The sequence below is a fragment of the Alkalitalea saponilacus genome, assembly GCF_900168165.1.
GTDB lineage: Bacteria > Bacteroidota > Bacteroidia > Bacteroidales > Marinilabiliaceae > Natronoflexus > Natronoflexus saponilacus.
Genome location: NZ_FUYV01000012.1, coordinates 115,188 through 132,063, shown reverse-complemented (window position 1 = coordinate 132,063; position 16,876 = coordinate 115,188). Strand labels below are relative to the sequence as shown.

Sequence of the window (16,876 nt, the reverse complement as noted above, 5' to 3'; positions counted from 1 at the left end):
AAGAACTTCATCAAAACTTCTTAATTTGGTTAGTTAATTGAGACCACGTTTAACGAATACTTTGTCAGGGTAAATTACATCCACCAAATAGAGTCCTTCAGCGGGTGCTGAAGTGCCTGCTTTTCCACGATTTTTCGATTCGATGATTTTTCGAAAATCATCAGGTGTGATTTTACCTCTTCCCACATCCAGTAACGTTCCAACGATGGCTCGTACCATGTTTCTCAAAAACCTGTCGGCTTGAATATTAAACACATAGCGATTGCTATGTGTTTCCCATTTGGCAAAATCTATCCGACACAAATTTGTCTTGGCATTTCCGTGCAACTTGGAGAAGCTGGTAAAATCATCATATTCCATTAAACTCAAGGCTGCTTCATTCATCAAATCAAAATTTGGCTGAAATTTGATTCTTGTCGCCAAACCGTTCAAAAATGGATTTTTTTCGGTTGTGATATGATATTCGTATCGGCGGGCAATGGCGTTAAAACGGCTGTGGGCATCGTCATTTACTTTTACTACAGAATATATCGCAATATCGTTGGGTAAATAACGTGACAGATGGATGGCAAGTTTTTGCGGCTCTTTGAGCTCTTGTTGCAAATCGAAGTGCGCAACCATATAGCGGGCATGTACACCGGTATCGGTTCTGCCTGCTCCTGTAACCGATACCGATTCACGCAAAATAACGGAAATCGCCTTTTCAAGTTGTTCTTGCACAGAAATACCATTTGGCTGACGTTGCCAGCCATGGTAATTTGTGCCATTATAGGCCATTTCTATAAAATATCTTGCCATAAGCTATACAGTTATAATGGCAAAGATAACATCTTCCATTTATTAACTATCAATCAAAAAAGTAATGATTCAGATTCCAGGAGCAAAATGTCACAAGTTCACTTTCATTAAAGGCATTTTGGTTGAATGCTTTAACCTCTTTGGCCAGACACTCAACTTTTTCAGCATCTTTTACCTGAAGCAGAACGGCAGAATTATACCCCGGCCAAACCGGGTCGTTAAACCGGGGTGCTCCCAGCTTGTTCTTTGCTGTTACCTGGTCTATAACCTGATAAGCTCTGATTTTATTCTCTTCAATGATTTTAAGCAACGATTCCAGAACACTTACGTTGCATGTACAATATATCATTTGCATAATTAAGATGTTTTAATTAGTTATTTATAGTTCTACATTGTTCGCCCCGCATAGTACTTGAAAATGCTTTTGACCTTAACAGGGCGACATCTAGTTTAGGTTACCTGCATAGGGCGTTGCCCTATGTTATTGCTAATGCCCCGTTGGGGCTATTTTCAAGAAACATATAAATCCGTTTTAAACAAAATTGTCTTAAAGCAGAATTAAGTAGTACGAAAAAGATTTAGATGTCAGGGCTACGCCCCTAATATTCTTCAAATAAATATTTTACTACGAAGATTTCAGGGCTAACGCCCCTCAATTCCATCTCAACACAAACAACATAGGAACGTAGTCCTGATATCTTCGTAGCAATAGACACCCTGATCCTTTTTAGGGGCGTAGCCCTGACATCTCACAGCATTTTCCTTCTGATTATTATAACTTTGAGAGATAATACTTTGTTCCCGCAAAGCCACAACAAACACTATGCATTTCGATTAAACAGAGTGTATATCACCGGAACCAAAACCAGCGTAATGACTGTTGAAAACAACATTCCTCCAATAATGGTAATTCCTAACGGACTCCACATTTCAGAACCCATACCTGTTGAAAGTGCCATAGGTGTCATTCCCAGGATGGTGGTAAAACTGGTCATCAACACGGGTCGTAATCTTGACCGGCCACCTTCCAAAACCGCCTCCACTAAAGAATAACCGCGTTTTCTCAATAAATTGGTGTAATCTACCAGAACAATTCCGTTGTTTACCACTACACCCAATAACATGATAACACCGATAAAAGTTACCACGCTTAAGGTAAGACCTGTTACAACAAAGGCCCAAATTACCCCGATGATGGAAAAAGGAATGGCAAAAATGATGATGAAAGGGTCTTTTAAGGACTCAAACTGAGATGCCATTACCATGTAAACCAACAAAATACCGGCAATAAACATCAACATCAGACTGTCGAAAGACTCACTCTGGTCGGAAATTTGACCCCCAAGTTCAACACTGACACCGGATTCGTGAGGAATCTCATCAAGCATAGCCTGCACCCGGGCTGCTCCCTCACCAAGAGATATGCCATTTAAATCGGCCATTACCTTAACGATTCGTTGCTGTTCTTCACGATTTATCTCAAGTGGTCCACGGGATTCCACAATGGTTGCAACTTCTCGCACAGGCACTTGCTTTCCTGTAAGCGTGGAAATCATGATGTTGTTCAAGTCCTCGGGAGAATTGCGATGTTGTGGAGAATACCTCACTATGATGTCGTATTCGTCACCGCCATCATCAAATTCACCGGCATCAGCACCATAGATGCTTTGACGAACCTGTAGTGCAATCATGGCTGAATTAAGTCCCAGTTGAGATGCACGTTGTTTATCTACTCGTATTTGATACTCAGCCTTACCCGGGTCAATGGAATTTTCAATGTTGATAAACCCTTCCATTTGCTGCAATTCACGCTGGATAAGTAACGCCATGTTGTTGAGTCTGTCAAAATCGTGTCCGGTAATATTTACTTCAATTGGGCTCACATTTCCGAAGAGCGCATTTGAAAGCAAACTTCCCCCGGTTACTGTAAACTGCTCAATTTCCGGTATTTCAGCCTCAATTCGACGACGTACAACATCTGCTGCCTCTTTTGCAGAACGGTCACGCTCCTCGGGGCGCCCCATTCTGACCAACATGGTTCCAATGTTTCTTCCCTCCTGAAAACCTACGGTGGTAAGAGCTCCATCTTCTGTTTGGCCAACAATGGAAAACTCAGCCTGTAGTTCAGGGATTTCTTCCCTGACAATGCTCTCAATTCGTCGGGCAATGCGTTCGGTTTCCAGCGGACTTGTTCCTATCTCCATCTCAAATTCAATGATGACATCACCGGAATCAAATTGTGGAATGTAGTCGGTTCCTATTCGTGTTCCCATATAAATGGTAATGCCAAAAAACAACACAGCCAGTGCTACAACCACTTTTTTATGATGAACGGCCCAATTGAGTGTGGATTTATAGAAGTTTTCGATGGCAACAAAAACCCGCTCGCTTAACTGATATAACCGGCCATGCTTCTCCTCCCCCTTTTTAACAGGTTTAAGAAGTCTTGACGAGAGCATTGGAGTCAGCGACAATGCAGTAATCAAAGAGGCCAGAAGAGTCACCGTGGTTAACACTGCCAACTGCTTAAATAAAACCCCTACAATTCCGCCCATGAATAACATGGGTACAAACACGCTGATGGTGGTTAATGTAGACGCTGATATGGCCATTCCTATTTCTGAGGCTCCAAATACAGACGCCTGTCGTGGTTTGCTTCCCTCCTCCACGTGGCGGGTCACGTTCTCCAATACCACAATGGCATTGTCCACCACCATACCAATGGCAATGACCACCGACATCAACGAAAAAATATTGATGCTGTAATCGGCCATGAACATAAAAATAAACGCAACGATAAGGGAAATGGGCATAGTGAGCATAATAATCAGGGATGATTTCCATTCACGAAGGAAAACAAACACCACAATCATTACAAACAAACCGGCCCACCAGAGTGTACTAAATAGATTCCGAATGGAACGGGTCACAATATCTGAACTGTCAATCAGCTCAATAATCTCCACATCATCGGGTAACAGGGTGCGGATATGGTCCATTTCCGCTTTTACAGCATCTGCTACTTGTAACGTATTGGTTCCTGTCTGTTTTTGAACAAAAAACATGACCGAACGCTGACTCTGACTCCGTGCGTAGGAGTTTCGTTCTTCAAAATCATCCTTCACTTCAGCCACATCCCTCACGCGTACTGGTTTTTGATTGAATGATTTGAGAACCACCTCCTCAATTTCAGAAACATCTTCAATCTCACCAAATACACTCACAGAAAAATCACGTGTCCCCACGTTGATATTTCCTCCGGGAATGGTGATGTTTTCTGATTTTAAAACGGTTGCAATCTGATTAACGCTCAATCCGTACGCCTGCATTTTTAGCGGGTCAACCTCCACACGGATTTCCCTGCGTGGAGCTCCAATGGCCACCACAGTACCAACACCCTCTACCTTTCGCAGAGGTGCTGCAATCTCCTCTTCAATGATGTCCGACAACTCGTAGTAGTTGTCGGACGCCTGAATGGCGTATGACAACACCGGAATCATGGCACTGTTCACTTTTAAAATAACCGGCTGGTAAACATCACGCGGTAAACGCCTTTTCACCAACTCAATCATGTCCCGTGCACTGTTGGACGCTTCGTTGATGTCCACATTCCAGTTAAAACGCATGGTAATAAAAGAGACATTCTCTTTAGATGAAGATTGGATGGTTCTGAGATTTTCGGTAGCTGCCAGAACCGTTTCCATTCGCCTGGTAACCTGCTCCTCAACCACTTCAGCCGAAGCACCGGGATATACCGTTATCACCGTGAGTGTAGGAAATTCGATATCGGGCAACACATCCCGGGGTAATATTTTCAACGCCACCGCACCAAACAGAAAAATGGCGATAAAAACCATCATGGTGGTAATGGGGCGCTTTACACTTATATGTGGTAATTTCATTGCTATTCTCCTCCTCCATTATTTACAATCCGAACTTGCTCTCCTTGCTGCACACGGCTTTTACCACCGGTAATAACCACATCGCCATCATTCAGGCCGATAACTGCTGCGCGGTCTCCAACTGAACGCAGACGCTCGATTTCCCGAATTTCTACAACACCATCTATAACAACCGCCACTTGCTCCCTTGTGGTTTCAGGATTGCGATAAATGGCTTCGATGGGAATAAAAACCATATACTCCTCAGGAAATTGAATTCCCACACGTGCAAACATGCCGGGTTTGATGCGCATATCATCGTTGGGAATGGTAATCTCCACCGTGGATGTTCGTGAAGTGGTTGATAAATAAGGTTTGATAAGAGAAACTTTTCCATGAAAAGTTTCTCCCGGCCATGCGTCCAGGGTGATATTTGCTTCAAGTCCACGCTCAATCCTTGCCAGGTCTCGCTCGTTCACCTCTACGGCTACTTTTACCGGATTTAACTGCATCAGTCTTAAAATTCCGCTGGTATTGGAATATCCGGGCTCAAAATTGAAATTCAGAAAATAGTTTTCCCCTTCGTTTACCATGTAATCAACAATCACCCCACTAAACGGAGCCGTGATTCGTGTATTCTTCTGGGCCAGTTCATATTTTGCCTTTGAAGCATCAAATCGGGCTTTTACATGGTCATACTCCTGACGGCTTACCGACCCATCTTTGACCAATCGGGCTACCCTTTCATAATCTCTCTTAAGAGTTACATATTCTGCCTCAGCCTGCGCAAGCATTTCACCTGCCATCTCTACCAAAACCTGTCCTTCACGTACTTGTGTGCCTTCAGGATAGATAATTTTTTCAACCTTGCCGGGAAATCCTGCTCCCAAATTGGCTTCCCTGTTTGCAAACACAGTTCCGGTGAGATTTAATATATGGGAGTACTCTTCCCCTTTTGCCACAACAGTGCTCACCGTTAGCAGACTTTGCTCCTGCTTTGACTCTTCCTCGGCTCCTGAACAGGCTGAAAAAAACATGGTTAATGCCAGCGGCATCATCCATAATGCTTCTGAACGGAATTTATGTTTCAATTTGCTCATTTTCTTTATATTCTATTGGTTATCACTTATTTTTAAATCACCTATGGCTTTTTGAAGATTGGTATAAGCAAGCCTGTGGGCTGCTTTGGCTGAAATAGATGTTGCATGTGCATCCTGCCAGTGAGCCTGTGCTTCCAACACGTCACGTGTTGTTGCACGGCCTTCGTTAAAAAGATTGTTGGTTACTCTCAGGTTCTCTTCGGCCTGCTCCAGCGAAAGGTTTGCCAAATCAAGACGGCTTTTGGATTCATGAAAAGAGAGAAGTTCTCGACTCACCTGCAACTGAACCATCTCTCTTGTCTCCTCCAGTTCAAGCTGCTGCTGTTGACGGGCAATCTTTGCCTGTGCAACCTGATTACGCTTCTCCCCAAAATGGAAAATGGGAATGGATATACCTACTCCAACCGAATAATCGCCTCCAAACTCGCGTGCAAAACCATTGTATGGATTAGGATTGCTTACACTATAACCAGCCATGATGCCGATGGCCGGCATCATTTCAGCGCGTTCAACCTGTACCAGTTTTTCTGCAATGGTAACTGCTTCATTCATCATGCGAAGTTCCTGCCGTTGCTCCAAAGCCAAATCTGTATACAACCCCTCTTCCATTTTCAGCATTTCTGGTGAAAATGTTTCGCTTAATTCTGCTCTGTCATAAAACGGTAGTCCTACAAATTGATTCAGCGCCAAACGGCTCAATTCAAGACCGTTCTCTACCTGAATAGCACTCAGTTTTACTTCATTTTTTCTTACCTGTACCTGTAGAAGTTGATTGCGGGTAACAATTCCTTCACGGAATAGATTTTCCATGTCCTGCTCAAGGTTTTCAAGCATTTCAATGTATGAATTGGTAAGAGAAAGCATTTCGCACAACTGAACCACCTGCCAATAAAGTTCGTCGGTACGGGCAATGACCTCCATAATCGTAAGCTCTTCACGAGCTTCTGAAATGCTTTCGGCACGTTGAGCAATTTCATGTCCCCGTCTGATTTTTCCACCCATATAGAGAGGCTGTCGCATGGAAACTCCAAACTGCCAGTTATGTTTTGAGCCAACTTCCACCTCGCTCTGAGGCAGCCAGGCGTAGTTTTGAAAAACAGGCGTTCCGTCGGCATTTAGAATGGGTTGTCCGGTTTCGGGATGCATAGCAAACGCACCCGGAGCCAACGCGGAGTTAAAAGTCCCCGAAGACCCGTCAATACCTTCATATGGTATCACAGGCAAAAACATATCATTTTCCAGCAAGGAGTATTTTTTTCCCCGTAATTGATATCCGCCTTCGAAATCGAACCTTGGCAAAAAATTATTGAATGCCGAACGGGTTTGCAAACCGGATGCCTGTCGCTCCAATTCTGCCTGTTTAATTTTTCGATTGTGGGAAACTGCCAGTTGTCGCGCTTCATAGAGCGACAACGTCTCGCCTGAATAAGCAAGAAACGGCATCATTAAGAATAAAACAATCACATGTATCTTCATCTATTCACTCTTTTACTTTTGTTGATTTTGATGACAAAGGTATAACTGTAGGGGTTTGAGAGTGAATAATAATTCGCCAAACGAAAAATCGACGGAATGAAACCTACTATGGAAGAATAAAGCGAATTTGTGACCATTTGGTACGTATCGTACCAAATGAATTTAATTGTTAATATCTATAAAAATAAGACAAATCAATTCGTTTCCGTTTCCATTGTAATTATTTGTATTTCTTTATTTTATACAATTAAAACCAGTTGTTAAATCCATTTTGAAACTTGACAGTCTGGAGGCAGTTTTGTAATTTAATATGTCATAAGTTCTTATTTTTATTCATTTAAATTTGTGATTCACTATGAGAAAAGAAGTAGGAATCTGGTTAGATACCAACAAAGCTGTGTTGGTAAGTTTAATGGACGGAAACAATGAAACCGTCCAGGTTCTTGAATCAGAAGTGGAATCCAGAACCCGGTTTCCGGGTGAGAAGAAAAACTCCAGGATTGGGAGTTTGCTTACCAAAGCTGATGATAACAAGGTTGCCAACCGAAAAAAACAGCAGAAACACCATTATTATCAGGAGATAATGAAACATGTAGGGTCGGAAGTGAATGCACTTTATCTTTTCGGGCCTTCTAAGGCTAAAATTGAGTTGGAAAAAGAGCTGAAGGAGAATACATCTTTCTCCAATTTAGATATCAATGTGGAGTCGGCAGATAAAATGACTGAAAAACAGATGATAGCCAGAGTGAAAAGCTATTTTGAAACCCAAAAAAATGGAAAACATGACAAAGTGGTTCATTAAAATACAATCAGATACAAAAAAACACCCACTGTTACGGCCACTGGCCGTAACAGTGCCCTTGGTTTTTATCGTTATTATTGCATTACTATTTATAAACAACAACAATACTATGGCTCAGGACTGGGAAGCATTACGTGAACGCATGGTCAATGAACAGTTAAAATCCAGAGACATCCGTTCCAAATCAGTACTGGAAGCCATGCGCCAGGTACCGCGGCATCTTTTTGTTCCTGAGCACCTTCAACGATTTGCGTACGAAGACAGGCCGCTGCCAATAGGTTTGGAACAGACCATATCGCAACCATATATTGTCGCATTTATGACTGAGCAAATCAATCCCAAGCCGGGAATGAGGGTTCTCGAAATAGGAACAGGAAGTGGATACCAGGCAGCGGTTTTGGCTGAACTGGATTGCGAGGTATATACCATTGAACTTCTGCCGGAGCTGGCCGAAAGAGCCAAAAGAGACTTAAACAAAGCCAACTACACCAATGTAAATGTTAAAACAGGAAACGGATACCTGGGTTGGCCGGAGCACGCTCCTTTTGATGCCATTGTGGTAACGGCTGCTCCTGAAGAAATACCTCCCCGGTTAGTGGAGCAGCTAAAAGATGGCGGAGTAATGATACTGCCCGTTGGTCCGGTTCACAGTTTGCAACACCTGAAAATTGTCACAAAAAAAGGCGATGAGATTTCCACACGCCGATTGATGCCGGTTAGGTTTGTACCGATGATTGACAGAGATTAATCATGAACTGGAATCATATTATAAAGGAGTTAAAATCCGGCGAAGAGAGCAGGCTTTTAGCAAAACAACTATTCGAACAACAGGAGGGTATCCCCATTGTTATTAAATGCATCACAAACAGGGATAAAAAAGTTGCCTGGCGAGCTGCCTGGATACTTGACAACTTCTCACGTGAAAACCACAAAATGCTGATTCCTTTTGTAAACCGGTTTTGCGAAATTCTTATATCCACCCCTCACCAGGGAGTGAGGCGACATTTAACCAATATTTTATGTGCTTTCCCCGCTGAAACCATTGAAGATGGACGAGTTGTGGATGCCTGCCTGAAATGGATTACGGAGGAAAAATCTGACATTGCCGTAAAAGCCAATGCCATGCAGTTGGTGGCAAATATTTGCCGGGTTTACCCCGAACTTGCCTCAGAAATCATCAACGTTATTGAACAGGGGATGGAAAATGGCAGTCCCGGCATTAAAAACAGGGGTGAAAAAATTATCGCATCGCTTGAGCCTTTGATTACTTCAACCATTCGGCAAAACGGCTTCTGAATTTAACCACCTTAGGTTCAATCACTACGCGACAATATGGTTGGTCGGGATTATTCCTGAAATAGTTCTGATGATAATCCTCAGCCCGATAAAAGGGAGCCTCTTCAACGAGTTGTGTAACGATGGGGTTATTATAAACCTTTTGCTCTTCGAACTGAGCCATTACCTTTTCAGCGGTTCGTTTCTGCTCCTCCGATAAATAAAATATCACTGAACGGTATTGCGTTCCCACATCGGCTCCTTGTCGGTTAAGAGTTGTAGGGTCGTGAATGGTGAAAAAGATAGATAATAAAACTTCGTAGGAAATAACCTCGGGATTAAAGACTACATTAACCACTTCGGCATGACCTGTCCTCCCTGAAGTCACCTCACGGTATGCAGGGTTTTTAATATATCCGCCACTGTAGCCGGAGACTACCGCTTCCACCCCTTTTACCTTCTGAAAAACTGCTTCGAGACACCAAAAACATCCCCCGCCTAAAATGGCGGTTTCCCTATTTTGCTCTGCCATAAGATTAATATTTATGATTAAGGCAAAAACGATTATTATTGCTTTGCTCTTCATATGCTTCTTTATGGTATAACAAATAAAGCCGGGAAGGGTTTTATAAATTCAACCCTTTCAGGGTTGTTAAAACATTTTGCACGTTTTACCCATCGGTTTCACCGATGCTATTCATATTTAAGTCCTTCGGACTTGTTACTACCGTAAATTATAATTCTGCAAAATCAATCCCGAAGGGATTAAACATGATTAGCACAATACAATGCATAACAACATCAAAACGTGATACCATAAAAAATCCCGAAGGGATTAAACATGAATAGCATAGCATATATTGCGATGCATCACAAAATCACAACATGACACCATAAAAAATTCCGAAGGGATTAAACATAAATAGCATCGCATATATTGCGATGCATCACAAAGCCATACACGTCATCACCAACCACGAAGTGGTTGAATTTCATTATATTAAATACTCCTCATCAAACGTAACCCCATGTTCATCCAGCAACTCAACATATTCCTCCCTAAAAGATTTCTTCCTATGATGCTCCTCCTGATTCTTTATGTATTCAATCAGCCTGTCTTTATCTTTCATACTGTATGTAAATGCACCATAACCACTTTGCCAACCGACAAATTTTTCAAATAGGTTGTTCGATTTAATATAGCTGTTACTCGCAAGTTTAATATCCTTTACTATGGACGATAAAGAGACAGATGGATGAAGGCTAAATAAAATGTGAATATGATTCTCAACTCCATTAATCCGGTATATGTGACAATTCTTCTTTTTTAGGATACCGGCAATGTACATAAAGAGCTTCTGTCTGTTAGGCGCAGAAAGAATATATTGGTTGTTTTTTGTTCCAAAAACAACTTGATAGATAATTTGGGTATAGGTACTCATAGCATTATTGAGTTAGTTTTATGAATAAATTCAACCATTTCAGGATTGTTAAAACATTTTGTACATTGTAACATCGGTTTCACCGATGCTATTCATATTTAAGTCCTTCGGACTTATTAATACCGTAAATTAGAATCCGTCAAAATCAATCCCGTAGGGATTAAACATGAATAGCACCACATATAATGTGGTGCGGTAAATAACAATACATATTATATACACCAACCACAACGTGGTTAAATATTTTTCCTCAGCACCTCCTCAATAATCCTGATTCCCTCCAATGATTCCAGAGGCTTCACCGCCGATTCAGCTCCAAACCTGATGCTCTGATGAAGATTGTCGTAATAAGCTGAGTAGTTACCGGCAACAGTTTCAATTTTCCCCCGAAAATGCAATCCACTCACATCACTGTTTAGCAATCCCCATAGGTTTTCCGGGTCGGTTCCCCATTGCGGTTCGTTGGGTAAGTGGCCATTCTTGAGCGCTTCCTCCTGCGGGTCCAGGCCATATTTAATAAACGAACCATTTACTCCATGCAACATATAAGCCGGCATCTCCTCTCGCACCAGATAGCTGGCTTTAAGCGTGACAGAAGTTTCAGGATAATGTAATTGTAAATCAAAAAAATCGTGAACCTTAGAACCATCGCGCATGGCATGTAAATTCCCGCTTACAGATTTAGGACTTCCAAATAGCACCAATGCCTGGTCAATCAGGTGAGAACCCAAATTCTGCAAAATCCCTGTCCCCAGGTTACCATCCTCTTTCCATGAATCCTGAATAAAGGTACGATAACGGTTATATCGTGCCTCATATTCCACCAAACGGCCAATCAGTCCCTCCTCCAATACTTTTTTCACCGTGAGAAAACTATTGTCCCACCGGCGATTCTGAAAAACAGACAGCAAAACGCCTTTCTTTTGAGCCAGTTCAATAAGCTCTTCACCCTGTTCAACTGTCTGAACAAAAGGCTTCTCCACCACCACATGTTTGCCGGCATTAAGAGCTGATTTGGCCTGTTCGTAGTGAAGGTAATCCGGCGTGTTGACAATTACCAGTTCAACCTCTTTATCTTTGAGGATATCGTTGAAGTCACGAACAATCTTTGAATCAGGAAAAACCGACAACGCAGAATCGGAACTCCGCTGCATAATTGTTTTAACCCTGAACCCACTGTTTATTTTTAATAATGGTCCATGAAATACCTGTCCCGACATACCATAAGAGGCAATTGCCGTTATAATTGGATGACTCATTGTCGCTTTTTTTTTTATTAGAAATCGAATATACAGAAAAATCATGAAAGGAACCAAACGCCATTAAAAGCACTGTAACTTTAACTATATTTGTAACACAAAAGAGTAATCATGAATGAATATCCCCCTCTGGCAGAACGAATGAGGCCAAAATCGCTGGACGACTACATTGGTCAGCAGCATTTGGTGGGTGATGGTGCCGTATTGCGGAAAATGTTTGAAACAGGCCGCATCAGCTCCATCATATTGTGGGGACCACCGGGAGTTGGTAAAACCACTCTGGCCCGCATCATCGCCAATCAGTTGGAACGTCCATTCTATGTGCTTTCTGCTGTTTCTTCAGGTGTGAAAGATGTGAGGGAAGCCATAGAAAAAGCCAAAAACTCACGTTTTTTCAATTCCGCATCTCCTATTTTATTCATCGATGAAATACATCGATTCAGTAAATCGCAACAGGACAGCCTTTTGGGTGCTGTTGAAGAAGGTACGGTTACACTGATAGGTGCAACCACCGAAAACCCTTCCTTTGAAGTGATATCCCCACTCCTGTCCCGTTGTCAGGTATATGTTCTGGAGCCTTTGGAAAATAAGGATTTGATGAATCTATTTAACCACATCATCAAGAATGATGTGGTACTGAATAAAAGAGAACTTCAACTTCAGGAAGATGAAGCTCTTTTCAGATTTGCAGGCGGTGACGCCCGCAAATTTCTGAACATTATAGAATTGGTTTGCAATTCATTTAATGACGATGAAACCATCATCATCAACAACCAAAATGTAACAACACTTCTACAGCAAAACCCGGCTCAATACGATAAAAACGGGGAAATGCACTACGACATCATCTCCGCTTTCATCAAATCCATTAGAGGCAGCGACCCCGATGGTGCTGTTTATTGGCTGGCACGCATGGTAGAAGGTGGCGAAGACCCCAAATTTATTGCCCGTCGTTTGATTATTTCGGCCGCTGAAGACATAGGACTTGCCAATCCCAACGCGCTGTTGCTTGCCACCAACTGCTTTGAAGCCATAAAAATGGTAGGCTGGCCCGAATCAAGAATCATCCTCAGTGAAGTGACCATCTATCTGGCCACCAGTCCGAAAAGCAATTCGGCTTATATGGCCATCAATCAGGCACAAGAGCTTGTTCGTAACACAGGAAACTTACCGGTTCCGCTGCATTTAAGAAATGCACCAACCAAACTCATGAAAAAGCTGGATTACGGAAAGGAGTATAAATACGCCCACGATTATGAAAATAATTTTGTGGAACAGGAGTTTTTACCTGAGAAGATAAAAGGAAAAAGAATCTGGTCGCCACAAAGTAACCCGCAGGAATCGAAGCTCCAGGAGCGCATGGAACAACTTTGGAAACGCAAATATTAATAAAATCATATGATGATAAATCAAATACCACAAATCAGACACACCAACAGCGGACAATTTTTCCTTTTAGCCGGACCATGTGCCATTGAAGGAGAAGAGATGGCTCTCCGCATTGCAGATAAAATTCTGCAAGTGACCGATAAACTCAAAATTCCCTTCGTGTTTAAAGGTTCTTACCGTAAAGCCAACCGTTCACGAATTGACTCATTTTCAGGCATTGGAGATGAAAAGGCGTTGAAAATCCTCCAAAAGGTGAGTAAAACATTTGACGTTCCTACCATTACCGATATCCATGCAGCCAACGAGGCTGCCATGGCAGCCGAATATGTTGATATTCTTCAAATACCTGCTTTCTTGTGCCGACAAACCGATTTGTTGGTGGCTGCTGCCGAAACCGGTAAAGTGGTGAACATTAAAAAGGGCCAGTTTTTGGCTCCAGAAGCCATGCAATTTGCTGTAAACAAGGTTAAAGATGCCGGCAATAACAAAGCCATGATAACAGACCGTGGAACCATGTTTGGCTATCAGGACATGATTGTGGACTACCGTGGAATCCCTGTTATGCAACAATTTGGAGTGCCGGTTGTGCTGGATATTACCCATTCTCTTCAACAACCCAACCAATCATCGGGAGTTACTGGAGGTAAACCACAACTCATTGAAACCATTGCACGTGCAGGTGTAGCCGTTGGTGTTGATGGATTTTTTCTGGAAACACATCATGATCCGGCAAATGCCAAATCCGATGGAGCCAACATGCTGAAACTTGATTTACTTGAGGGATTGCTCACACGTTTATCCATGTTGAGAGAAGCTGTGAACAGGATCAATCGTTAGATTTTTGTTTTTTGTGCAAAGAAGTGTTTCAGGTTTGTAATAAATTTCTATTAAAACTACCCTGCCTAAAATGCAGGGTAGTTTTTTTATTAAACTAACAAGGTCTGGATTGATGCTTAGTGAATACGAATCAAATAAATCCACATAAAAAAACATCATTTAAATTATGTATTTAATGATAGTTATAATATAATTCATCACACATTTATTAAACATCATCAAAATTCATCCTATAAATATTTCATTATTAGATACAGATATTATCTTTACATATGCAGAGTCGTTAGTATAAACAACAATATTTATTTTATAATTTATAACGAAACACCTGATTGAACATTTTTCTTACCATATTACAACTGGCTGGTTTTCGGTTTTGGTTCACAAACTTATCAATAACTGATACAATATCCGGACTACCGAGCAATGCTTCAGTTGATTTAACTCGATATTTTTGGATCGTAGTAGCTATAGGTATGCTTTTTTTGATCAGTATAGCATGGGCCTGGACATTAAATCGTCAACTTCGATTGCTATCCAGCACAAAAAAAGAGTCTGAAGATCTATTTCACATCATTTTTCGGGAAACTCCTTCCATAGTTCTTATTTCAGAATTTGAAACTGGTAGATTACTTAAAGTTAACAGGGCTTTCGAGATTTCCTCAGGATACAGTGCTGAAGAGGTACTTGGTATTAGTTTGGAAAAAACCGGGTTATTGACCTCCCTAAGCGACAGGGATATGATGAAAAACCTGTTAGCCAAGGATGGAAAAATAACTGATCAGGAATATCATTTCGTGGATAAATCTGGTGAAATTCGCACCGGACTGGTTTCTGCAACCAGGATTATGTATAAAAACATTCCTGCAGCTATTTTAGTTATTACAGATATTTCCAAACGCAAAAAACTTGAAACCGAACTCTTAAACGCCAAAGAACAGGCCATTAAGAGTGACAAACTGAAATCTGCATTTCTGGCAAATATGTCGCATGAAATCAGAACTCCTATGAATGTAATCGTTGGTTTTGCCGAGTTGTTAACTGACCAGGATTTGTCTGATGCAGAGAGAAACGAGTATGTTGATCATGTAAAAAGCAACAGTTACTATTTGCTTGATGTAATTAATGACATTATAAATATTTCGAAGATAGAATCAGGAACAGTATCAGTCTCTCGAAAGGAAATTGACACAAATAAACTTGTAGAAAAGTTATGTTCAAACTTTCATTTTCAGGCACGTCAGAAAAATTTAGAGTTTGAATTCATAAAGCCGGATAAATCCGCCGTTATATACTCGGATGATGTTAAAATATATCAAATACTCTCCAATATACTAAACAATGCCATTAAGTTCACCATGAGTGGGAAAGTGAGCTTTGGGTACACTGTCAATCAAAACAATATAGAATTTAAAGTAGAAGATACCGGCTGCGGCTTTCCTGAGGAGAAGCTTGATGATGTATTTGAAAGATTCATTCAGGTACAAACCATTCCCGGGGTCAACAATAATGGCACAGGTCTTGGCTTACCCATAGCCAAAGCTTACGCAGAGTTACTTGGAGGGAACATCTCTGCATCTTCTGGACCAGGCAAAGGCAGTTGTTTTATTGTAAAATTACCCCTTCAAAATCAGGGATTATAATACTCCAAAGCCTCCGGCAAAACTTCCCGAATATAATTTACACGCGCCTGATCGGATGGATGGGTGCTTAGAAAAGCAGGAGGACTTCCTCCCTGACTCAGTTGAGCCATGCGCTGCCAAAAATCAACTGCCACCGATGGGTTATAACCAGCCATGGCCATAAATATCAAGCCAAGGCGGTCAGCCTCATGTTCATGTTTTCTCGAGTATGGCAGCATCAGCCCCACCTGAGAGGTGACACCATAAGCGGCAAGATAAAGGTTTTGGGTTTCTTCGGGTTTTTCAGATAACAGGGCACTTAAAGCAACGGCACCAAACTGAATTCCGATTTGTTGACTCATTCTCTCGCTTCCGTGTTTCGCAACGGCATGAGCTATTTCATGCCCCATCACAACGGCAAGCCCTTCTTCATTTTGGGTTATGGGTAAAATTCCGGTATAAAACACCACTTTCCCTCCCGGCATACACCATGCATTTGGTGTGTCATCCTCAATCAGGTTAAACTCCCATTGAAAATTAGCAAATTGGTCGGACCAACCCTTTTGTTCAAAGTATTTTTCAACAGCAGACGCGATGCGCTCTCCTACCCTTTTAACCATATCAACCTGTTCCTGATTCTGAGATATTTTATGCTCCTCCAGAAACTGATTATATTGAGTATAACTCATAGCCATTAATTCCGATTCGGGGACAAGGCTTAATTGCCGCCGACCGGTGATCGGAACAGTAGCACAAGACCAATAAATCCCGCTAATGGCAATCATGATTGCCATTACAAGTAAGATATGTCTATTCTTAGTTTCCATAATGACAGACATTAAAATATTGAATTATATCATAAATTTAGTGATTAATCTAATAATGAAGAAAACTATTTCAAAGATTTATAATGTCAATAAAACCGACCCATGAATATGATTTTTATCACTCTGCCGATAATCTGATTCAATGGAATCCTGAAATAACAACAATTT

The 16,876-nt window shown here is 41.6% G+C and carries 15 protein-coding genes; 6 read left to right on the top strand and 9 right to left on the bottom strand.

Translation table 11 applies throughout. The features are described from left to right. Window positions 1-33: 33 nt before the first annotated feature. The 5 genes from truA to B5X70_RS10960 form a co-directional block, all read right to left on the bottom strand. Window positions 34-798, bottom strand: coding sequence for a tRNA pseudouridine(38-40) synthase TruA (gene truA, locus B5X70_RS10980; RefSeq protein ID WP_079557952.1), 765 nt, complete (start codon window positions 796-798; stop codon window positions 34-36). 49 nt (window positions 799-847) lie between these two features. Next, the gene (locus B5X70_RS10975) at window positions 848-1,153 is read right to left on the bottom strand and encodes a PG0541 family transporter-associated protein (RefSeq protein WP_079557951.1); all 306 of its coding nucleotides are present in this window, start codon (window positions 1,151-1,153) and stop codon (window positions 848-850) included. Window positions 1,154-1,619: 466 nt separating this feature from the next. Beyond that, a complete protein-coding gene (locus B5X70_RS10970; RefSeq protein WP_079557950.1) occupies window positions 1,620-4,700 on the bottom strand; it encodes an efflux RND transporter permease subunit in 3,081 nt (1,026 codons plus the stop codon). A 2-nt stretch (window positions 4,701-4,702) separates the two neighbouring features. Continuing rightward, window positions 4,703-5,779, bottom strand: a complete 1,077-nt coding sequence (locus tag B5X70_RS10965; protein WP_079557949.1) for an efflux RND transporter periplasmic adaptor subunit — start codon at window positions 5,777-5,779, stop codon at window positions 4,703-4,705. Between the two features lie 12 nt (window positions 5,780-5,791). After that, the gene (locus tag B5X70_RS10960) at window positions 5,792-7,255 is read right to left on the bottom strand and encodes a TolC family protein (RefSeq protein WP_079557948.1); all 1,464 of its coding nucleotides are present in this window, start codon (window positions 7,253-7,255) and stop codon (window positions 5,792-5,794) included. A 355-nt stretch (window positions 7,256-7,610) separates the two neighbouring features. On the opposite strand from B5X70_RS10960, the gene B5X70_RS10955 reads away from it, so the two are divergent. From B5X70_RS10955 to B5X70_RS10945, 3 genes are read left to right on the top strand one after another with little or no spacing between them, the layout of a single operon-like run. Continuing rightward, complete coding sequence (locus B5X70_RS10955) at window positions 7,611-8,057, top strand: hypothetical protein (RefSeq protein ID WP_079557947.1); 447 nt, start codon at window positions 7,611-7,613, stop codon at window positions 8,055-8,057. After that, the gene (locus B5X70_RS10950; RefSeq protein ID WP_232468339.1) at window positions 8,038-8,805 is read left to right on the top strand and encodes a protein-L-isoaspartate(D-aspartate) O-methyltransferase; all 768 of its coding nucleotides are present in this window, start codon (window positions 8,038-8,040) and stop codon (window positions 8,803-8,805) included. The genes B5X70_RS10955 and B5X70_RS10950 overlap by 20 nt, the downstream gene beginning before the upstream one ends. Before the next feature lie 2 nt (window positions 8,806-8,807). After that, entirely contained in the window at window positions 8,808-9,353 is a 546-nt protein-coding gene (locus B5X70_RS10945) for a hypothetical protein (protein WP_079557945.1), read from the top strand. Here B5X70_RS10945 and msrA read toward each other — a convergent pair. The 3 genes from msrA to B5X70_RS10930 all read right to left on the bottom strand — a co-directional run bounded on the left by msrA (window position 9,322) and on the right by B5X70_RS10930 (window position 12,033). After that, the gene (msrA, locus tag B5X70_RS10940) at window positions 9,322-9,864 is read right to left on the bottom strand and encodes a peptide-methionine (S)-S-oxide reductase MsrA (protein ID WP_232468340.1); all 543 of its coding nucleotides are present in this window, start codon (window positions 9,862-9,864) and stop codon (window positions 9,322-9,324) included. The genes B5X70_RS10945 and msrA overlap by 32 nt on opposite strands. Before the next feature lie 463 nt (window positions 9,865-10,327). Then, window positions 10,328-10,774, bottom strand: a complete 447-nt coding sequence (gene tnpA, locus B5X70_RS10935; RefSeq protein WP_079557943.1) for an IS200/IS605 family transposase — start codon at window positions 10,772-10,774, stop codon at window positions 10,328-10,330. Window positions 10,775-11,010: 236 nt separating this feature from the next. Further along, the gene (locus B5X70_RS10930; protein WP_079557942.1) at window positions 11,011-12,033 is read right to left on the bottom strand and encodes a Gfo/Idh/MocA family oxidoreductase; all 1,023 of its coding nucleotides are present in this window, start codon (window positions 12,031-12,033) and stop codon (window positions 11,011-11,013) included. A 111-nt stretch (window positions 12,034-12,144) separates the two neighbouring features. Between B5X70_RS10930 and B5X70_RS10925 the strand changes: the two genes are divergently transcribed. From B5X70_RS10925 to B5X70_RS10915, 3 genes are all read left to right on the top strand, one after another. Beyond that, window positions 12,145-13,422, top strand: a complete 1,278-nt coding sequence (locus tag B5X70_RS10925; RefSeq protein WP_079557941.1) for a replication-associated recombination protein A — start codon at window positions 12,145-12,147, stop codon at window positions 13,420-13,422. A 9-nt stretch (window positions 13,423-13,431) separates the two neighbouring features. Continuing rightward, window positions 13,432-14,259 (top strand): 3-deoxy-8-phosphooctulonate synthase, encoded by an 828-nt coding sequence (gene kdsA / locus B5X70_RS10920; protein ID WP_088328817.1) that lies wholly within the window; start codon window positions 13,432-13,434, stop codon window positions 14,257-14,259. Between the two features lie 332 nt (window positions 14,260-14,591). Continuing rightward, window positions 14,592-15,902 (top strand): PAS domain-containing sensor histidine kinase, encoded by a 1,311-nt coding sequence (locus tag B5X70_RS10915; protein ID WP_143255068.1) that lies wholly within the window; start codon window positions 14,592-14,594, stop codon window positions 15,900-15,902. Here B5X70_RS10915 and B5X70_RS10910 read toward each other — a convergent pair. After that, on the bottom strand, window positions 15,890-16,708 hold the full coding sequence (locus B5X70_RS10910) for a M48 family metallopeptidase (protein WP_079557938.1): 819 nt from the start codon (window positions 16,706-16,708) through the stop codon (window positions 15,890-15,892). The genes B5X70_RS10915 and B5X70_RS10910 overlap by 13 nt on opposite strands. Between the last annotated feature and the right edge of the window lie 168 nt (window positions 16,709-16,876).

Excerpts from the sequence above, each read along its gene's own strand:
- truA (WP_079557952.1), bottom strand. The coding sequence starts at position 798 with ATGGCAAGATATTTTATAGAAATGGCCTATAATGGCACAAATTACCAT.
- B5X70_RS10975 (WP_079557951.1), bottom strand. The coding sequence starts at position 1,153 with ATGCAAATGATATATTGTACATGCAACGTAAGTGTTCTGGAATCGTTG.
- B5X70_RS10970 (WP_079557950.1), bottom strand. The coding sequence starts at position 4,700 with ATGAAATTACCACATATAAGTGTAAAGCGCCCCATTACCACCATGATG.
- B5X70_RS10965 (WP_079557949.1), bottom strand. The coding sequence starts at position 5,779 with ATGAGCAAATTGAAACATAAATTCCGTTCAGAAGCATTATGGATGATG.
- B5X70_RS10960 (WP_079557948.1), bottom strand. The coding sequence starts at position 7,255 with ATGAAGATACATGTGATTGTTTTATTCTTAATGATGCCGTTTCTTGCT.
- B5X70_RS10955 (WP_079557947.1), top strand. The coding sequence starts at position 7,611 with ATGAGAAAAGAAGTAGGAATCTGGTTAGATACCAACAAAGCTGTGTTG.
- B5X70_RS10950 (WP_232468339.1), top strand. The coding sequence starts at position 8,038 with ATGACAAAGTGGTTCATTAAAATACAATCAGATACAAAAAAACACCCA.
- B5X70_RS10945 (WP_079557945.1), top strand. The coding sequence starts at position 8,808 with ATGAACTGGAATCATATTATAAAGGAGTTAAAATCCGGCGAAGAGAGC.
- msrA (WP_232468340.1), bottom strand. The coding sequence starts at position 9,864 with ATGGCAGAGCAAAATAGGGAAACCGCCATTTTAGGCGGGGGATGTTTT.
- tnpA (WP_079557943.1), bottom strand. The coding sequence starts at position 10,774 with ATGAGTACCTATACCCAAATTATCTATCAAGTTGTTTTTGGAACAAAA.
- B5X70_RS10930 (WP_079557942.1), bottom strand. The coding sequence starts at position 12,033 with ATGAGTCATCCAATTATAACGGCAATTGCCTCTTATGGTATGTCGGGA.
- B5X70_RS10925 (WP_079557941.1), top strand. The coding sequence starts at position 12,145 with ATGAATGAATATCCCCCTCTGGCAGAACGAATGAGGCCAAAATCGCTG.
- kdsA (WP_088328817.1), top strand. The coding sequence starts at position 13,432 with ATGATGATAAATCAAATACCACAAATCAGACACACCAACAGCGGACAA.
- B5X70_RS10910 (WP_079557938.1), bottom strand. The coding sequence starts at position 16,708 with ATGGAAACTAAGAATAGACATATCTTACTTGTAATGGCAATCATGATT.